The organism is Allobosea sp. RAF48, assembly GCF_052114025.1.
Lineage (GTDB): Bacteria > Pseudomonadota > Alphaproteobacteria > Rhizobiales > Beijerinckiaceae > Allobosea.
The window spans coordinates 143591-161522 of the sequence record NZ_JBFRDZ010000013.1; the positions used below are offsets into that span (position 1 = coordinate 143591).

At 64.7% G+C, this 17932-nt stretch carries 14 protein-coding genes; 8 read left to right on the forward strand and 6 right to left on the reverse strand.

Annotated elements, in window-relative coordinates; translation table 11 throughout:
• The first annotated feature begins 96 nt into the window (after nucleotides 1-96).
• The gene (locus tag AB4Z10_RS22150; RefSeq protein WP_441472556.1) at nucleotides 97-777 is read left to right on the forward strand and encodes a hydrolase; all 681 of its coding nucleotides are present in this window, start codon (nucleotides 97-99) and stop codon (nucleotides 775-777) included.
• Nucleotides 778-870: 93 nt separating this feature from the next.
• On the opposite strand, the gene AB4Z10_RS22155 is transcribed toward AB4Z10_RS22150, so the two are convergent.
• Nucleotides 871-1566 carry a GntR family transcriptional regulator gene (locus tag AB4Z10_RS22155; RefSeq protein WP_441472557.1) on the reverse strand — a complete coding sequence of 232 codons (696 nt, stop codon included), beginning with the start codon at nucleotides 1564-1566 and terminating at the stop codon, nucleotides 871-873.
• 259 nt (nucleotides 1567-1825) lie between these two features.
• Here AB4Z10_RS22155 and AB4Z10_RS22160 point away from each other — a divergent pair, with 259 nt between their 5' ends.
• Nucleotides 1826-2692 carry a helix-turn-helix domain-containing protein gene (locus AB4Z10_RS22160; RefSeq protein WP_441472558.1) on the forward strand — a complete coding sequence of 289 codons (867 nt, stop codon included), beginning with the start codon at nucleotides 1826-1828 and terminating at the stop codon, nucleotides 2690-2692.
• A gap of 204 nt (nucleotides 2693-2896) precedes the next feature.
• On the opposite strand, the gene AB4Z10_RS22165 is transcribed toward AB4Z10_RS22160, so the two are convergent.
• A complete protein-coding gene (locus AB4Z10_RS22165) occupies nucleotides 2897-5125 on the reverse strand; it encodes a hypothetical protein (RefSeq protein ID WP_441472559.1) in 2229 nt (742 codons plus the stop codon).
• Nucleotides 5126-5173: 48 nt separating this feature from the next.
• Nucleotides 5174-5722, reverse strand: coding sequence for a hypothetical protein (locus AB4Z10_RS22170; protein ID WP_441472560.1), 549 nt, complete (start codon nucleotides 5720-5722; stop codon nucleotides 5174-5176).
• 249 nt (nucleotides 5723-5971) lie between these two features.
• Between AB4Z10_RS22170 and AB4Z10_RS22175 the strand changes: the two genes are divergently transcribed.
• Nucleotides 5972-7327 (forward strand): porin, encoded by a 1356-nt coding sequence (locus AB4Z10_RS22175; protein ID WP_441472561.1) that lies wholly within the window; start codon nucleotides 5972-5974, stop codon nucleotides 7325-7327.
• A gap of 166 nt (nucleotides 7328-7493) precedes the next feature.
• Here the strand turns inward: AB4Z10_RS22175 and AB4Z10_RS22180 are convergent, their stop codons facing one another.
• Nucleotides 7494-8912, reverse strand: coding sequence for a phosphomannomutase (locus tag AB4Z10_RS22180; RefSeq protein ID WP_441472562.1), 1419 nt, complete (start codon nucleotides 8910-8912; stop codon nucleotides 7494-7496).
• Between the two features lie 138 nt (nucleotides 8913-9050).
• Entirely contained in the window at nucleotides 9051-10067 is a 1017-nt protein-coding gene (locus AB4Z10_RS22185) for an NAD-dependent epimerase (protein ID WP_441472674.1), read from the reverse strand.
• Here AB4Z10_RS22185 and AB4Z10_RS22190 point away from each other — a divergent pair.
• The 3 genes from AB4Z10_RS22190 (at nucleotide 10014) to pgm (ending at nucleotide 13636) form a co-directional block, all read left to right on the forward strand.
• Nucleotides 10014-10409: a hypothetical protein gene (locus tag AB4Z10_RS22190; protein ID WP_441472679.1), complete on the forward strand. Its 396-nt coding sequence runs from the start codon at nucleotides 10014-10016 to the stop codon at nucleotides 10407-10409. The two genes, AB4Z10_RS22185 and AB4Z10_RS22190, sit on opposite strands and share 54 nt — an antisense overlap.
• An 85-nt stretch (nucleotides 10410-10494) precedes the next feature.
• On the forward strand, nucleotides 10495-11841 hold the full coding sequence (locus tag AB4Z10_RS22195) for a UDP-glucose dehydrogenase family protein (RefSeq protein WP_441472675.1): 1347 nt from the start codon (nucleotides 10495-10497) through the stop codon (nucleotides 11839-11841).
• Between the two features lie 142 nt (nucleotides 11842-11983).
• Nucleotides 11984-13636 (forward strand): phosphoglucomutase (alpha-D-glucose-1,6-bisphosphate-dependent), encoded by a 1653-nt coding sequence (gene pgm, locus AB4Z10_RS22200; protein ID WP_441472563.1) that lies wholly within the window; start codon nucleotides 11984-11986, stop codon nucleotides 13634-13636.
• A gap of 285 nt (nucleotides 13637-13921) precedes the next feature.
• Here the strand turns inward: pgm and AB4Z10_RS22205 are convergent, their stop codons facing one another.
• The gene (locus tag AB4Z10_RS22205) at nucleotides 13922-15205 is read right to left on the reverse strand and encodes an NAD(P)/FAD-dependent oxidoreductase (RefSeq protein ID WP_441472564.1); all 1284 of its coding nucleotides are present in this window, start codon (nucleotides 15203-15205) and stop codon (nucleotides 13922-13924) included.
• Between the two features lie 140 nt (nucleotides 15206-15345).
• On the opposite strand from AB4Z10_RS22205, the gene AB4Z10_RS22210 reads away from it, so the two are divergent.
• Together AB4Z10_RS22210 and AB4Z10_RS22215 are read left to right on the forward strand one after the other, a co-directional pair.
• Complete coding sequence (locus AB4Z10_RS22210) at nucleotides 15346-16224, forward strand: MurR/RpiR family transcriptional regulator (RefSeq protein WP_441472565.1); 879 nt, start codon at nucleotides 15346-15348, stop codon at nucleotides 16222-16224.
• 46 nt (nucleotides 16225-16270) lie between these two features.
• A complete protein-coding gene (locus tag AB4Z10_RS22215) occupies nucleotides 16271-17839 on the forward strand; it encodes an ABC transporter substrate-binding protein (protein WP_441472566.1) in 1569 nt (522 codons plus the stop codon).
• Nucleotides 17840-17932: the final 93 nt, after the last annotated feature.

The window sequence follows — 17932 nt, forward strand, 5'->3', positions numbered from 1 at the left end:
TGCGTCTGACGCGGACTGCACGGGCGACGCCTGCGCAAAATCATCGCCCCGCCACGCGTTGCCAAGCATTCACCCGGTCGCCCAAAGGAGAGCAACATGTCCAAGTATCTGGAAGTCCTGACCCCGAAGAACTGCCAGCTCATTTTCATCGACCAGCAGCCGCAGATGGCGTTCGGCGTGCAGTCGATCGACCGGCAGGTACTGAAGAACAACGTCGTCGGCCTTGCCAAGGCTGCGAAGGCCTTCAACATCCCCACGACGATCACCACGGTCGAGACGAACAGCTTCTCCGGTCATACCTATCCGGAGCTGCTGGCGGTCTTCCCTCAGAACAAGATCCTGGAGCGGACGTCCATGAATTCCTGGGACGACCAGAACGTCCGGGATGCGCTCGCCGCCAACGGCCGCAAGAAGGTGGTTGTCTCCGGCCTCTGGACCGAGGTCTGCAACACCACCTTCGCGCTCTGCGCCATGCTCGAGGGCGGCTACGAGATCTACATGGTGGCGGACGCCTCCGGCGGCACCTCCAGCGACGCACATAAATACGCCATGGACCGCATGGTTCAGGCTGGCGCGGTGCCGGTGACCTGGCAGCAGGTTCTGCTCGAATGGCAGCGCGACTGGGCGCATCGCGAAACCTATGATGCCGTCATGGCGATCGTGAAGGAGCATTCCGGCGCCTACGGCATGGGCGTCGACTATGCCTACACCATGGTCCACAAGGCGCCGGAGCGCGTGACCCATGGCGAGACGATCGGGCCGAATGCCGCCAAGTGAGCTGAGCGAGCGATGATGCCGCTGCGGGTGCTCGCGGGGGCATCATCACGATGGCGCCGACCTCGCTTGCGCCCGCGACATGATCGAGCCGGGCTAGGTGTCCTTCTGCGAGGGCTGCCGCGCCGCGTCATCGCAGTAGCGTTGCCAGGAGACGTTCAGGTGGTGTGCGACGGCCGCTTCGGCACCATCTTCGTCGCCCCGGACGATCGCATCCAGAATGGCCCGGTGCTCGTCGAGCACGGGCTTGATGTCGTGCGGCCGGCTGTTGACCAGACGGGCGTGGTGCAGATGCGGATGCAGATTGCGCACGGCCTGGGCGAGGATCGCGTTGCCGGAGGCTGAGAGAATGGCCTCGTGGAATGTCTCGTCGAGCCGGCTGGCGCTGACATAGTCGTGGTCGTCGGCGCCTTCTTCGGACAGCTTCCTCTCCATGGCTTCGATGCTGGCGCGCATCGCGATGATCGATTCTGCCTGCCGGGTGCGTGCAAGATGTCGGGCGGCAAAGCCCTCGTTGAGGATGCGGAAATCCTTGAGCTGCTCGAACCATGCGCGCGGAGGTTCGGGCGCAACCGAAAAGCCGGTGAAGGAGACCGATGCCACCAGACCGAGCCCGCAGAGCCGCGTCAGCGCTTCACGAATCGGTGAGGAGCTCACCTCCAGCTCGCGTGCGAGCGCATCGATGTTGAGCTTCGCACCCGGGGCGTAGACACGGTCAAGGATGCGCTGCGTGAGCAAAGCAGCCACCTGATCGACGAGCGCTACACGGGTAAGAAGCGGCTTGCCGGCCATGACGCCTCCCTTTTCAGCCTATCGCTTTTCTTGCTATTGACGACCGTCAATCATCGATCATGCACGATTCTTATATGTGAACGATCGAGGCACGACCGCCAGTTTGGCTGGGAGAGGGATCAGGATCCGAGGGCGACTAACGTGAAGATCGCCGCGGCTTTGACAGCCCCAGGCGTTGCCAGGAGCGGCGTTCATGCAAGTGTCGACAGGACGGGACGCGAGGGGCTTTTTCGGCGAGCGCGTCGCCGATCATTTCGGGATGCGGGGCGAGGTCGTATCGGAGTTTCATCTCGACGGCCAGTTGGGGTTGGCTGCCACGCGGTTGTCCTGCGGGCGCCGCTTCAGGGAGCGCACAAGCCAGACCCATAGCGAGGGTGCGTTCTCCATTCTCTGCCAAATCGACGATCTCGAATGCCATTCCGGCTGGCTCGGGGGGCAGAGATATCGCTCAGGCCGCTTCCGCGCGAAATCCGTGAACGTCGTGGATTTGCGTGAAGATCCGCAGTGGCAGTTCAGAGGCCGCTTCGACGCTCTCCAGTTCTATGTTCCTGCCGACGGGCTCGCGTTGATTGGTGCACAGCATGGAGGCCGCACCGCTTCGACATTGCGCTCGGAAGGCGAGGCCCCGGACGAGATTCTGTGGGGGCTGTCGCAGGCGCTGGTCCACGCCTCGGCTTCGCCCGGCGCGAACCAGCTTCTGACCGATCAGATCGCGATGGCTCTCCTGATCCATTTTGCGCGCGCCTATGGCGGCCTCGAAGCCGAAGCCGCCGCTGGGTACGGAGGGCTTGCCGCCTGGCAGCAGCGCCGGGCCAGGGAGATCATGACCGCACGATTGGCGTCGAACCTGACGATCGCGCAGGTGGCGAGCGAGTGCCGGTTGACGCCCAGCCATTTTGCCCGCGCGTTTCGGCAAAGCCTCGGTGTGGCGCCCCAGCGCTATCTGCTGCAATTGCGGGTGTCGGAGGCGAAGAAGCATCTCGTCCAGCAGCATCTGCCGCTCTCCGATATCGCGTTGATGTGCGGCTTCGGGGACCAGAGCCACTTCACGCGCGTCTTTCGCCAGCTTGCGGGCAGGACGCCGGGCGCATGGCGCCGGAACTTCCAGGGCAGCGACGCCGAATAGCTGTCGGGGATCAGGCAAAGCCTGCCGTTGCCCCCTCGCTATGCCGAACCGACGATACTTGGAGGCAAATCCGAGATCGCCGCTGCAGATTCCTGATCAATCCCGGCGAAGCGCGATCCAATCGGCGCGTGCTCTAGCATAGGGGTTGCGCGGGGTTCGCGCCGACACCTGAGCCCATCAGCCGGGCGCCCTCACGCACATCAATTATCGACGGAAGCCGCCGCCGTGGAAGCCACCGCCTCCGTGGAAGCCCCCGCCGCCGAACCCGCCCCCGCCGCGGAAGCCTTCCAGATGTTCGCCCCTGAAGCGGGCAGCCTGTTCACGATCGAAGTTGCGAAAATCGCCACCTCCGGCATTGGACCAACGCCCGTTCTGATGCTGCTGCCAGCCTTGCGCGCCGCGCCGCATCACCTCGCCATCGCGTCCGGCATAGAGGTCGTTGGCACGCGGGTGGTTCTGCCTGAGGTCGCTGACGCTGTTCCGGGGGCCTGGGCCGCCCGGGCGACTCTCCAGCCGCTCGCCTGCGCGGCTTTCGAGCCGATTGCCCAGATTGTTGCCGACCTGGTTTCCGAACCGGTTGCCGATGTTGGCATTGACCCGGTCGCCGACGCGGTTGTCGATGCGCGTGCGCACCGTGTTGTTGCCCCAGCGATTGTAGATGTTGGCGTTGTTGAAGTTGAAATTGTTGATCACGACGTTGCCGCCGCCGTGCCAACCCCATCCTCCCCAGCCCCGTCCCCAGGCGCCGCCGCTCCAGGCAGCGCCGGCGATGGCGCCGATCGCAAAGCCCGTCGTGGCGCCCCAGGCGAAGGCTGCGCCATAGCCATAGGTCAGTGGCGCCGGGTACCAGAAGTCCCCGACCCAGGCCGGGTAATAGTAGCCGGTGCCGTAGACCACGACCCCGCCCGGCGCGACCACGGTGCCGTAATAGCCCGGCGTATAGCCGACATAGACGGTGTCGGCGGTCGAGCGGTAGACCTTGGCATAGGTGACGTAATGCAGCGGGGATTCCGGCGGAATGGTGTAGATCGCCGGCGGGACTTCGGTGGCCACCTGCCAGGGACCGTTGGGGCCGGCGGCGGTGAACCAGACGCCGTTCTCGATGGCATAATAGGTGCTGCCGACCCTGATCACCGGAACCGAGGCGTTGACGACATATTCGAGGCTGGTGCCGGGGACCGGCTTCATCTCCGGCTTGCCGTCGACCTGGACATTCGGCTTGGCCTTGCGGCGGTCGACCGTGGCCGTCTGCGGGATCTGGTTGTCGATCAGCGATTCCTGAGCCTGCACCGTGCCGCTGACGGAAGCCAGCACGTCGCCCTTGGGGTGGCTCTCGGGAATCTTGGCGAAATCGGCAGGCAGTTTGTCGCTCGCGACGAAGCTCCAGGGCCCCTGCGCCAGCGACGGAGAGCGGAACCACCGGCCTGAAATCAGGACGTAGTGATCCTGGGTGCTGACATCGACGATGATCTGGCTGCTGGTGTTCTTGACGTAAAGCAGCTGGGTTGCCGGGATCGGTGCATATTCCGGCTGGCCGGCTGTCTGCACGAGTTCAGTAGGCTGCAGGCTGACGTCTATTCTCGGCGTGTTGCCGCGTTCGACGGTTTCCTCGATCTCGGGCGGCGCCTCATCCATCAGATTGGCGCGGGAACCCGCCGATTTCAGGGTCGCGGCCAGGGATGCGGGCGGGCTCGCGACGACGGACCAGCTGCCATCGGGCTCCTTGGCCGACCACCACTTCTTGAGCGCGCGCAGATAATAGGTGGCGCCGCTCTCGTCGAACAGCATCAGTGCCGGCGTGTTGATGACGCGCAGGAGCTTGCTGCCGGTGATCTGGCGCAGCTGCGGCTTGCCATCGACCAGCACCAGCATTGCGGGTGTTTCGCTGAAGATGATCTTCGGCGGATCGTTCCTGACGGGCAGGGCCTTGGTCGTCGTCTCCGCCTCGGCGACCGCGAGGCTCGCCTGCAACCGGGCCAGCGAGATCGTACGCAGACCGGTGCCGGCATGCTGACGGAGCGCCGCGGCGTAGGCATCGGCATTGGCGGGATCGGACGGGAAGCTCGCCTTTACGACCTGGATATTGTCGAGCGTCACGCTGTCGCTCTCCCGGTCGACCGCGGTGTGGGCCTTGAACCAGACGACGCCCAGCGTCTGCGCGTTGGTGCCGGGTTTGTCGACCGCAACGGCGGCACGCGCGTCCAGGGTGTCGTCCTGCCAGCGTTCGATCTGCGGCTGGTAGACGGTGATGCTGCGCTCGGCATCCTCGACCAGGCGAGGCCAGGCCGCGTCAGCATGCGCCACATCGGCGGGCCGCGACGCCGCGGCCCGCCCTGCCTGGGCCAGAGCCGGCGCCGCCGGCGGGACGAGTATGCAGGTTATCGACAGAAGAGCGACCGTGTTCCGGAGGTGCGACTTAAGGGTCTGGCGCATCCGGCTTCTCCTTGTCCATCCAGCCCGGCGCCCGAGTGCCGGGCGCGATCAGCGGTCGCAGCGATGATAGCTCGTCTCCACCTCGGGAAATTCGGGGTCGAAGCGGACGAAGGTGCCGTCGTCCTTGAAGCGGATCGAGACTGTCATGGTGTCGAACATGATCTTGTCCGCGCAACTGAGAAGGAGCGTCGTCACGTCGCCCTTCTGCTTGGAGGATTTCACGTTGCAAGTGGCGTTCGCGCCATTGATCCGGTTGCCGTTGACGATGAAGGCGCTCCAGCCATCGAGCGTGCGCTTGAGCGCGAGCTTGCCCTTGCTCTTGACGAAGACCTGATCGCAGGTCGAAGCGGTCGTCGTCCAGGCCCCGTCCATGCGGTCCACGGCGTGCGCCGCACCACTCAGCAAGGGAAGGGCGAGGACAAGGATCCCAAGGCCGGCCAGTCGCTTTCCACTTTGCATCTGCACTCTCCCATGCGTTGAAAAAACAAGAAAATCTGCGGCAGGCCGGGCAGAGGGGCAGGTCATGCACTTCGCCGATTGGGAACGGTGCCGCGTCGAGACCACTATCAGGTCATTCTTGCCGATATCTTCCGCCACGGAAACGTGCCCCCGACGTCTCGGGCGTTGCGCCCAGCCTGAAAATGCTATCCGTTCTGATGAGTGCTTGGTGGGAAGGCTATGATGATTGTCGTCTGCGGTGGGTCTTGATATCAAGATGTACCAAGACATTCCCGTCAATCACGAGGCGAGGATCGTGGTTGCTCTGCGGTTGAGGATGGCTCGCGGCGACGTCGCGGCATCTGGCGGCGGCAGCGCGACAAGCCGGGCTGCGGAAGCGATCAGACTTTGAAACAGGGTGCCGCCAGCAAGCCGGCTCGGCGCGCAAGCCTTGCACGCGAGATTGCCAGGGCGGCTGGCCGTGAAGGGGTTGTCCTTGCGGTCGGGGCGGCGGCATCGATCGGCCTGCTGGACCTTGTCGGAGAGGCAAGGGCAGCCGGCAGGCCGCCGACCCTTCTGCGAAGCTGTACCATAGCGACACCGGACCTCGAGCCCCTCCTGCCCGAACCGCCCTCCATCTCCCCCGGCAAGGCTGGCGCCGACGATACGGGAGATGACGATGAGGAAGACGAGGCGGACGACGACGACGAGGAGGATCCTCCGCCCTCCGGCTTCGTCTCGCCCGGCTTGGGCGGCTGCATCGTCGTCTCCGGAACGGTGAATGCCGGGCTCCAAGGCGACAACTATCGAGCGAATGCCCTGGCGCGCGCGACAGGGCTCGTGCCGCAGAATACGACTAGCTTTCCGCTCAGCACGACCTTTCGGATCGAAAGCGGTCAGTCGCTTGCCAATGGCCATTATCTTGCAACGGCCTTCGAGTTCTCGATGGACACGAACAGCGGCGGTGGCACCGACGTCACGATCGGCGAGGCGAGCATTACACTGGGAGCCTTCAGCGCCGGGCTGGCCAGCTCGCGCTTCGATTTCTGGACCGGTGACGAGTTCGCCCTGGTCGGGCGCATTCCCAGCCGCACCGTTGCCCTGATCGGCTACGAGCGACCGCTTACCGAAGAGCTCAGCCTCTCGCTGTCGGCCGAAGATGTCTCCGCCGACCAGCGCATTCCGCTGCCGACCGCGGGGCGCCGCCTGCCGGACGGCGTGGCCCGCCTTGTCTATGAAGGGGAAGCGTTGACCCTGCATGGTGCGGTGGCGTTGCGGGAGGTTTCGCGTATCGGTGCGCCGAGCCTGTCGGGGCGGGCGGCCATCATCGGCGCGACCTGGGAAGGCAGCGTGCTCGACCGGTCGTTCACCCTGTCCGGCCAGATCGCCGGCGCTGTCGATGCCCCCGCCTATGTCGGCTCGCTGCTCGACCGGCGCACGGCATTGCCGTTCTTGACCGGCGACCAGACGACGCGCGGGTGGTCCGGCCTCGTCTCGATCGGTTGGGATTGGTCGGACGAATGGTCCAGCAACGCCTATCTCAGCCGCTACAGCCTGACGCTGCCGCGCGCAGGCGACATTGGGGGGCAGGTTCGGATCGATCGAATGTCTGCGAATCTGATTTGGAGGCCGGTCACAGGCCTGCGCCTCGGACTGGAGGGATCACTGGCCTGGCAACGCCTCGACATCGTCGGTTCGGCGCGTGCCGCAGCTCTTTCCGGCACGCAAAGCACCGCCCAGATCTTCATCGAGCGGGTATTCTAGCTCTTGGAGACGTTTTGGAAACCCGAGCCCGCATCTGAGCAGCCGCGTTAGCGACGGAATGGCTCCTCAGGATGAGGGCTCGGGGAATTCTCAAAAAGGCTCTTATTCCAGCTCTCCTGCAGACGGCACGTTCACCGTCGACGCGCGGTATCCGGTTCTCGGTCCGTCAACGGGCCTGAGCCGCCGCGAAGGCGAGGTTCTCGGCGAGCAGCGCTTCGGCGAGGGCCGGCGTGGCAGCCTCCACATAGACGCGCAGCTCGGGGGCATTGCCCGAAGCCCGGAAATGGACCGTGCTGCCATCAGCCAGCGTCAGGCGAAGACCGTCGCGGCGGTCGCGTGCGACCACCCCGCCGTGGCCGGAGAAGCTGTCATCGCGAAACGCTGCATCGTCGGTATCGAGCCTGGCGATCAATGCAGCGGTGCGATCCTGGGGGATCTCCTGGAGCCGGTTCGACAAGGCAATGGCGAAAGCGGCCTCTGACGCGATCTCGCTCAGCTGCTTGCCCTGCCGCGCCTTGAGAGCGAGCGTCGACAGGATCGGGAGCATCGCATCGCGCGTCGGCAGGGCCGCCAGCACGCGTCCATCGCGGGTGACATTCGAGCCGAGCAGCACACCGCCATTGGCTTCGAAGCCGACGACGACCGCTGCGCCCTCGTTTGAGGCCTGTTCCATGCCTGCGATGACATAGGGTGAGCCGACGCGGGTGCGAACCACGCGGGCGAACAACCCCGGCCGGTCGAGGGCGGAATTCGAGGTGACGGGGGTTACGATCGCATCGGCCCCGAGAAACTGCGCGGTCAAGGCGCCGACGAGATCGCCGCGCAGGAAGGTTCCGCGTTCATCGGCGACGAGCGGACGATCCGCATCGCCATCCGTCGAGACGATGGCATCGAGCCGCTGCTCGGCGGCCCATTGCCGCGCCAGGGCCTCGTCTTCAGGACGCAAGGCTTCGGTATCGACGGGGATGAAGCTGTCGCTGCGTCCCAGCGGCAGAGCTTTCGCGCCGAGCGCGGCGAGAACCTCGCAGATCGCGTCCCGGCCGACGGAGGAATGCTGGTAGACCCCGACGGTCAGCCCCGCGAGGGCCGAGCTGCCGAAGAAATCCGCATAACGGGCTTGGTAAGCCGTCAGCGCATCATAGGGTGCAGTCTTGGCCTGCAGGGTGGGCATCGCGCTCAGGCCCAGCCGGCCATGCCAGGCCAGGATCTGTGCCTCGTCGGCCTTGTCGATCTCGCCCTGCGCCCGGTAGAATTTCAGCCCGTTGCGGTCATCGGGAATATGGCTGCCCGTCACCATGATGGCCGCGCAGCCGCGTGTCATCGCGGCCAGAGCCAGTGCGGGTGTCGGGACGGTCCCGCAGTCGATGGGAACGAGACCCGCATCGACGATCGCCTGAGCAGCCTGACTGGCGATCAGCGGGCTCGATGAACGCAAGTCCCGCCCGATCAGCACGTCTGCCTGCGCTTGCGTATCATTGTCGCGGAGCATCGCGCAGAAGGCGCGAACATGGCTGTAGGTCGGCAGGCCGACGAGTTCGCCGACAAGGCCGCGCAGGCCGGAGGTTCCGAATTTCAGGCTGGTCATGAGAGGCCGATCGTCCCGAGGTCGAATGCTGTTCAAAGGATGGAAGGTGAATATCAGAATTCATTGCTTGGCTTCTGGTGCCGCATCGACGGCTTGTTTCCTGGTCCGGCTTGACGGCCTCCTTCGCTCGCTTCGCCCTCAAATGTTGTAGAAGGAGCGATACCATTCGACGAAGCGCGTGATGCCCTGCTCGATCGGCGTCGCAGGGCTGAAGCCGGTGCGAGCCGCCAGATCGCCGACATCGGCATAAGTCGCGGGCACATCGCCGGGCTGAGATGGCAGCTGCCTCTTGATGGCCTTGCGTCCACAGGCTTCCTCGATCACCGCAATAAAGCGGTCAAGCCGGACCGGCGTGTGATTGCCGATATTGTAGATGCGGAACGGCGCAGATGCCGTCGCGGGATCGGGGTCGGAAGCATCGAATTTCGGGTTGGCCACAGGCGGCAGGCCGGCGAGCTTCACGATCGCCTCGCGGATGTCGTCGACATAGGTGAAGTCGCGGCTCATCTCGGCTTCGGCATAGACGTCGATGGGCTGGCCCTCGAGAATCGCTTTGGTGAACTTGAAGTAAGCCATGTCCGGACGACCCCAGGGGCCGTAGACCGTGAAGAAGCGCAAGCCAGTCGTCGGAATGGCGTAGAGGTGCGAATAGGCATGGGCCATCAGCTCGTTCGCCCGCTTGGTCGCGGCATAGAGCGATACGGGATGGTCGGCGCGGTCATGCTCACTGAACGGCACCTTGGCGTTCGCGCCGTAGACCGAACTCGATGAAGCGTAGACGAGATGGTCGACCGGATGCCGGCGGCAGGCTTCGAGGACGGAGAGGAAGCCGTCGAGATTGGCGCTCGCATAGGCACGGGGATTGTCGAGCGAGTAGCGCACGCCGGCCTGGGCGCCGAGATGGATGACGACCTGCGGCCGGAACGCGGCAAAAGCCGTCTCCAAGCCGTCATAGTCGGCAATGTCGCACTTTTCGAACGAGAAGCCGTTGCGCGCCTGAAGGCGGTCGAGCCGCGCCTGCTTCAGCGCCGGATCGTAGTAGGGGGTGAGGCTGTCGATGCCGAACACCTCCACGCCCGCATCAAGGAGAGCCTCCGCGACGTGAAAGCCGACGAAACCGGCGGCGCCTGTCAAAAGCACACGTTCAAACGGCAGATTGGCTTTCATGCGATCATCTTCGTTCGTGCGGTTCTGGCGTCTTATTCGCGATGCGCCGCAACGTCGCAAGCGCCGCGCGACGATTTTGACACGCAAGGGGGATGCGATGCTCGGGCCGCGATCTTGATGGGCGCGCGGAACCATGCCGATCGCCGAAAGCATGGGCAGGCGGCGGTCGTCGTCATGCGTGCCAGCATCCCCAGAGGGATGCGCGTTCGCGACCGCCGCCTCGGCCGCGATGCGGCTGGATCGATTGCATCTCGGCTGATTTCGTTTCAGGACAGCGCAGCTTTGAGCTTAAGTCCACCCGTTGATATCCGCGCCGCAATCGGCGGATAGGCGAGATGAGAACAGACGACGCGGGTGTGCTTCCGGAAGCGGCGTCTTCCGCATCCCGGATGTCGACGCTGTCGAGGAGTGAATGATGAAGATCGTTATGATCGGTTCCGGCTATGTCGGCCTGGTGTCGGGCGCATGCTTTGCGGATTTCGGCCATGATGTCGTCTGCGTCGACAAGCAGGAAAGCAAGATCGTCGCATTGAAACGGGGCGAGATCCCGATCTTCGAACCGGGTCTGACCGATCTCGTGCGCACCAATGCCGCGGCTGGCCGGCTGTCCTTCACGACCGATCTTGCAGGTCCGGTCGCGCAGGCCGATGCGGTCTTCATCGCGGTGGGCACCCCGTCCCGGCGCGGCGACGGCTTCGCGGACCTCTCCTATGTCTATGCGGCGACGCGCGAGATCGCGCAGGCATTGAGCGGCTACACCGTCATCGTCACGAAATCGACGGTCCCGGTCGGAACGGGCGACGAGGTCGAGCGCATTATCCGCGAACTGCGTCCCGATGCCGAGTTCTCCGTCGTTTCCAATCCCGAGTTCCTGCGCGAGGGCGCGGCGATCGAGGACTTCAAGCGGCCGGACCGCATCGTGATCGGCGCCGAGGAGGAGCGGGCGCGCACGATTATGGCGGACGTCTATCGCCCTCTCTACCTCAATAGCGCGCCGATCCTGAATACGAGCCGTCGCACTGCCGAGCTGACCAAATATGCGGCGAACGCGTTCCTGGCGACCAAGATCACCTTCATCAACGAGATGGCGGATCTGTGCGAGCAGGTCGGCGCCAATGTGCAGGACGTGGCCCGTGGCATGGGGCTCGACAATCGGATCGGCAGCAAGTTCCTTCACGCCGGCCCCGGCTACGGCGGGTCCTGTTTCCCGAAGGATACGCTGGCGCTGATCAAGACGGCTCAGGATTATGGCACGCCGGCGCGTATCGTGGAGGCCGTCGCGGCGGTGAACGATCAGCGCAAGCGCGCCATGGGCCGGAAAGTGGTGGCGGCCTGCGGCGGGTCTGTTCGGGGCAAGACGGTCGCCGTGCTCGGGCTGACCTTCAAGCCCAACACCGACGATATGCGCGATGCCCCGTCGTTGGCGATCGTTCAGGCGCTGCAGGATGGCGGCGCCACGATCCGCGCCTATGACCCCGAAGGCATGGAGCAAGCCAAGGCGATGCTGCCTGCCGAGGTGATCTACTGCGCCAATGCCTATGATTGCGTGGCCCAGGCGGATGCTGCCGTCATCGTGACCGAGTGGAACATCTTCCGCGCACTCGACCTCGACCGGGTGAAAAGCTTGATGGCCGCTCCGGTTCTGCTCGATCTGCGCAACATCTACCGGCCGGAACAACTGCGTGCCAAAGGCTTCACCTATGTCGATGTGGGGAGAGGCCTGCCGCCGGAGGCGCCCGCCAAGGCGACCGACGCGGCCTAGGCGGCGGCTGGACGATCATGACTCCGAGACAGTAGGTTGCGGTGCACCCTTGGGAGCATCTCCTGGCGCGAGCCTGCCGGCCAGCGCGTGACGATGCTTTCGCTGTGCTCAATGTCCCTCGAGCAGATTTCAGAGATGCAGCATGTCCAATGATGTCAGCCCTCTTGCGGGAAAACGGCTCGAACCTGCCATGCTCGTCGATGTGGGAGCGCTGACGAAGGCCTATTTCGAGCGGCCGGACCCGTCGCAGCGCTCGCAGCAGGTGGCCTTCGGCACCTCGGGCCATCGCGGCTCCGCATTCTCGCTGTCCTTCAATGAGGCCCATATTCTCGCCATCGCTCAGGCGGTCTGCCTCTATCGCCGTGAGCAGGGCATCGACGGGCCACTCTTCCTCGGCATCGACAGCCACGCGCTCTCGCGCAACGCCTTCGAAACCGTGCTGGAGGTCTTCGCCGCCAATGGCGTGACCACGATGATCGACGAGGCGCTCCGCTTCACGCCGACGCCGGTGATTTCGCACGCGATTCTGACCTACAACCGCGGCCGCAGCTCCGGCAAAGCGGATGGCGTTGTCATTTCGCCCTCGCACAACCCCCCGGCGGATGGCGGCCTGAAGTACAACCCGCCGCATGGCGGCCCGGCCGACACCGACGCCACCGGCTGGATCGAGAAGAAGGCCAACGCCTTCATTGCAGACAAGCTCGCCGGGATCAGCCGTGTCCCCTATGAGCGGGCGTTGAAGAGCGAGCATGTCCGCAGGCACGACTACATCAGCGGCTACGTCGCCGATCTTGCCGATGTCGTCGACATGGAGGCGATCGCCAGGGCCGGGGTCTCGATCGGCATCGATCCGCTCGGCGGGGCCGGGCTCGACTACTACCAGCCGATCATCGACCGCTACGGTTTGAAGGCGACCATCGTCAGCAAGGAGGTCGATCCGACCTTCGGCTTCATGACCGCGGACTGGGACGGCAAGATTCGGATGGACTGCTCCTCGCCCTACGCCATGGCGAGCCTGATCGGCATGCGCGACAAGTTCGATGTCGCTTTCGCCAATGATACGGATGCAGACCGGCATGGCATCGTCACCCGCAGCGGCGGGCTGATGAATCCCAACCACTATCTCGCGACGGCGAGCGCCTATCTCTTCGCCAACCGGCCCGGCTGGCGCAGCGATGCCGCGATCGGCAAGACCGTCGTGTCGAGCGCCATCATCGACCGCGTCGCGGCCAAGCTCGGGCGCAGGCTGGTCGAGGTGCCCGTCGGCTTCAAATGGTTCGTCGACGGCCTCCTCTCGGGCGCGTTCGGCTTTGCCGGCGAGGAGAGCGCCGGCGCCTCCTTCCTGCGCCGCGACGGCACGGTCTGGACGACGGACAAGGACGGAATCATCCTGGGCCTGCTCGCGGCCGAGATCACCGCGAAGACGGGCGCCGATCCCAGCGTCTTCTATGGAAAACTGACGGCCGAACTGGGCAATCCCCGCTATGCGAGGGTCGATGCCCCCGCGACGTCGGCGCAGAAGGCGATCCTCAAGAACCTGTCTGCCGAGCAGATCACGATCACGGAACTTGCGGGCCAACCCATCACTGCCATTCTCAGCGAGGCGCCGGGCAACGGTGCCGCGATCGGCGGCGTGAAAGTGACGGCTGCCGATGGCTGGTTCGCCGCTCGCCCGTCCGGCACCGAAGAGGTCTACAAGATCTACGCCGAGAGCTTCCGCGACGAGGCGCATCTGGCGGCAATCCAGCAGGATGCACGGCGCATCGTCGGCGCGGCGATCGGCGGAGCAGCCTGAGGAGGCTTCGGCGCAATTCGTTACAGCCTGGTCTCCTGCCGGCCTCGTCGGCCGGCAGGAGACTCATGATGCGACGCATCATCGATCGCTGGGGATAGGGCCGCGAATTTTATTCGATTTTTGCCCCGATATGGCAGTCTGGCCGGACCGATTCAGGTTCTGCCAACGATAATGGCTCGGAGGGGCATCCGTGATCTATGTCGGGATTTTCTACCTCGCCTGCGCAGCGGTGTTCCTGCAGCTCGTCGAAGGAGCGCCCGTCATAGAGTAGATCGGCCGGGCAGGTCATTCGCCTGAGCCGAAAGCCTTCGTCCGGAAGCGCTCGGCCGCAAAGGGCGCGATGTCGCAGAAGGTCGGGGCGCCTGTCATGGCCTCCGCCAGCAGCCGTCCGGTCGCGGGTCCAAGCGTGAAGCCGTGATGGGCATGGCCGAATGCGAACCATAGGCCGGTATGCCGGGGGGCACGGCCGATCACGGGAAGCATGTCGGGCAGGCAGGGGCGCGAACCGCGCCACGGCTCGGCATCCAGACGCCGCCCCAACGGCATCATGCCTCGTGCGATCTGTTCGGCTCGGTCGAGTTGCCAGGTATCGGACGGCTGGTCGCGCCCGGCCAGCTCGATCCCCGTCGTGAGCCTGACGCCGCGCTGCATCTGCGTCAGCACGAAGCCGGCCCGAGCGTCGCAAAGCGGGTGCCGCGGAGCCAGCTGGGACGCAATCTCGTAGTGCATGTGATAGCCGCGCTTGAAGCCCAGCGGGAAGCGATAGCCGAAGCGCTCGTAAAGCTCCTTTGACCAAGGCCCCAAAGCGGCGACGACCTCTGATGCCTGCCATTTGCCCGCTTCGGTCGGCAGGCGCCACGCCGACTGCTCGTGCCTCAAGCCGTGCGCGTCGGCCTTTGCCACGATGCCGCCGCGGGCTGCGAAGAGCGCCGCATAAGCGCGCGTGACTGCCCCGGGGTCGGTCACCGTCGCGGGGTCGCGCCAGTGAATGGCACCGGCTATCGCGTCCGGCAGCAGTCCGGGCTCGCGGTGGTGCAGGCTGTGGTCATCGAGCACGTCATAGGCGAGGCCGTAGGATTGCAGATCCGAAGCCGCCCTCGTCGCTTGCTCGAACCCGCGCCGGTCGCGATAGAGCTCGATCCAGCCGCCGCTTCGCATCAGCGCTTCGGTTCCGGCTGCCTTCGTCCAATGGCTGTGTTCATCGATGCAGCGCTCGATCAGCGGCAGGATCGCCCGGCCCAGCTTGTCCAGGCGCGTGGGGGCCGAATTCCACCAATAGCGAGCGAGCCAGGGCGCCATCTGCAGCAGCGTGGCCGGGCGGTAGCGCACGGCGATCGAGCGGTTCGACGCGAAGGCGGCAAGCGTCGCGAAATCACGGGGAAAGGCATAGGGGACGACCGAAGATCGCTCGATCAGTCCCGCATTGCCGTGGCTGGTCTCGCCGCCGGGCTCGCCGCGGTCGACCAGCAGAACCTTGCGGCCGCGCTCCTGCAGATGCAGCGCCGCGCTGACGCCGACGATTCCGGCTCCGAGCACGATCACATCGGCGTCTCGTATTGCAGTGGTCATTGCGCGGGAAAGCCCGTCTCCATCCACCCGAAGCGGGCACCGGGAAGACGAGCCTCAAACGGAAAGGTTTTGCAAGAAAATAAAAATCATTTGACGTCGTGAAAGAAAAATTTCTTGATGGGGCGTCGTCCGGAGCTCAGATGTCTCAAACCCTTCGCCAGAGATTGCAGGCTTGCCTCGCCCACGGCTCCAAGGCCGACAAGGCGTTGGCGAGCTACATGCTGGCGCAGATGCCGAGCCTGCCTTTCGAGACGGCGGCCAGCCTGGCCGAGAAGGTTTCGGTCAGCGAACCGACCGTCGGGCGCTTCTGCCGGACGCTTGGCTACAAGAGCCTCAAGGACCTCAAGGGCAGCCTCGCCGAGGAGATCGGCGACAGACCCTGGCTGATCAGCGACCGGCTGCGCGATTTCCAGCAGCGCAGCCTCGCGGGCGACGACCAGCTCGCGCGCAGCCTTCAACTCGAGATCGCCGGTCTCGTCAGGCTCTATGAACTCGCCCAGGGTGAGGAGTGGAAGCGGGTTGCCCGGCGCCTGGCGACGGCGCCCTCCGTCTATGTCACCGGCTTTCAGACCGAGCGGGGCCTGGCGCAGTACCTCGCCAACCAGCTGCAGTATCTGCGCGACGGCGTGCATCTCGTCGATCTTGCCGCCGGCAATTTCTCGGAGCTGCTGCTCTCGGGCGATGCCGGGCGTCATCTCGTGATCTTCGAAGCGCGGCGCTATTCGCGCATGGCCAAGGTGCTGGCAGAGCAAGCGAAGGCGGCCGGCATCCCGACCACGCTCGTGACCGATTCCTTCTGCGACTGGGGCCGCGGCCTCGTCGACGAAATGCTGGTCGTCTCGACCGAGTTCAACCTGTTCTGGGACTCGACCGCCCAGATGGCGAGCCTGAGCAATCTGCTGATCAACGCGGTCTTCGTCGAGCTCGGCCCGCAGGTCGAGCAGCGGCTGAACCGGATGGCTGAACTCTATGGCCGCTTCACCGGCCATGTCGGCGACAACTCAGGCCCTCTGGGCTGAACCACACAAGCCTTTCGCAACATCTCGAAACAAAAGGGGAAGCGGGATGAAGACGATGATCAAGGGGAGCCTTCTGGCGTTGGGGCTAGCCGCGCTTGGCGCGACCGCCGCGCCGGCGCAGGAAGCGACGTTCGTGATGACCGCGCGCCTCGTCGGCGCGCCGGCCTACAATCCGATCAAGGCGACCAAGCTCAATACCGCCACCACGCTGATCTTCGACCGGCTGGTGGTGCAGGATGCCGATCAGAGCTTCCATGGGCAGCTCGCGGCGTCGTGGGAAGCGAGCCCCGACGGCATGCAGTGGACCTTCAAGCTGAAGCCCGGCGTGAAGTTCCACAATGGCGAGCCGTTCAACGCCAAAACCATCGAATGGTGGGTTCCGCAGTTCAAGGGTACCGAGAACGCCTTCACCGTCGAGGCGATCGACCGTGTCGAGGTGGTCGACGACCTGACGGTGCGCTTCCACATGAAGCATCCCGACCCGAACCTGCTGTTCAATCTCGCCAGCTCCTTCATGTGCATTCCCGAGCCCAAGGCCTTTCAGGCGCTCGGCGACAAGTTCGGCGTAACGGAAGCTGTCGGCACCGGCCCCTACAAGATGCAGCAGTTCACCGTCGGCCAGCAGACCGTGCTGGTCCGCAACGACGACTATGCCTGGGCGTCGGATTTGTCGGCCAACAAAGGGCCGGCCAAGTTCAAGAAGCTGACCTTCCGCGAGATCGCGGAGGAATCGACCGCCTATCTCGAGCTTAAGACCGGCGGCGCCGACCTCTTGGTCAACGTTCCGACCGACTTCCTGCCGCGCATCCAGGCCGACAAGGCCGTTAAGCTCGTTACCATTCCCGGCAACGAGCTGGTCTACATGCCGATCAACACCAGCGTCGAGCCGTTCACCGACATCAAGGTGCGTGAGGCAACCGCCTTCGCGGTCAACCAGAAGGAGATCCTGACCAGCCTTTATGGCGGCAACGGTGCGGCTGCGGACACCTTCCTGATCTCCTCGCTCAAGGAATCGCAGGTCGAGCCGAAATACAGGATCTCCTACGATCCGGAGCGCGCGAAGAAGCTGTTCGACGAGGCCGGCTGGAAGGCGGGACCCGACGGCATCCGCGTCAAGGACGGCAAGCGCCTCGAGGTGAAGCTCTGGACCCAGAACGGCACCGAGTTCAAGCGCCTCGTCGAGATCGTCCAGGCCCAGCTCAAGGCCGTCGGCATGCAGGCCGACATCAGCATCATCGATGCGGGCTCGATCAATGCGCAATATCGCAAGAAGACCGAGCACCAGCTCGCGATCCGCTCCTATCAGTGGACCAATGCCGACATCGTCGACTGGTTCTTCGCCGCGAAGCGGGCAGGCTATCCCAACGTCTCGATGTTCAACGATCCGGAAGCCGAGCGGCTGAACGACATCGCCATGAACAAGTCGAAGACCTGGGACGAGCGCGTCGCGAACTTCACCAAGTACCATGAGTACGTGCTGTCGCAGTACGCGTTCGCGCCGATCTACCAGCCCGCACAGAGCCTCGCCTACGGCAAGCGCATCGCGATGCCCGAGAAGATCCGCGGGACCGGGCTCTACGGACCGACGATGCTCGACATCGCGCCGGCGAACTGAGCCTGGATCGCCGCGCGTCCGACAGGACGCGATAACGGCGATCTATCTTTTGTTGCCGCATCGGACCGAAAAGTGGATCCCACTTTTCGGTCC

Bases quoted from the DNA above. Each gene is read 5' to 3' on its own strand.
- AB4Z10_RS22210 (WP_441472565.1), top strand. From the start codon at position 15,346: ATGTCTCAAACCCTTCGCCAGAGATTGCAGGCTTGCCTCGCCCACGGC.
- AB4Z10_RS22195 (WP_441472675.1), top strand. From the start codon at position 10,495: ATGAAGATCGTTATGATCGGTTCCGGCTATGTCGGCCTGGTGTCGGGC.
- AB4Z10_RS22205 (WP_441472564.1), bottom strand. From the start codon at position 15,205: ATGACCACTGCAATACGAGACGCCGATGTGATCGTGCTCGGAGCCGGA.
- AB4Z10_RS22155 (WP_441472557.1), bottom strand. From the start codon at position 1,566: ATGGCCGGCAAGCCGCTTCTTACCCGTGTAGCGCTCGTCGATCAGGTG.
- AB4Z10_RS22165 (WP_441472559.1), bottom strand. From the start codon at position 5,125: ATGCGCCAGACCCTTAAGTCGCACCTCCGGAACACGGTCGCTCTTCTG.
- AB4Z10_RS22215 (WP_441472566.1), top strand. From the start codon at position 16,271: ATGAAGACGATGATCAAGGGGAGCCTTCTGGCGTTGGGGCTAGCCGCG.
- pgm (WP_441472563.1), top strand. From the start codon at position 11,984: ATGTCCAATGATGTCAGCCCTCTTGCGGGAAAACGGCTCGAACCTGCC.
- AB4Z10_RS22150 (WP_441472556.1), top strand. From the start codon at position 97: ATGTCCAAGTATCTGGAAGTCCTGACCCCGAAGAACTGCCAGCTCATT.
- AB4Z10_RS22160 (WP_441472558.1), top strand. From the start codon at position 1,826: ATGCGGGGCGAGGTCGTATCGGAGTTTCATCTCGACGGCCAGTTGGGG.
- AB4Z10_RS22180 (WP_441472562.1), bottom strand. From the start codon at position 8,912: ATGACCAGCCTGAAATTCGGAACCTCCGGCCTGCGCGGCCTTGTCGGC.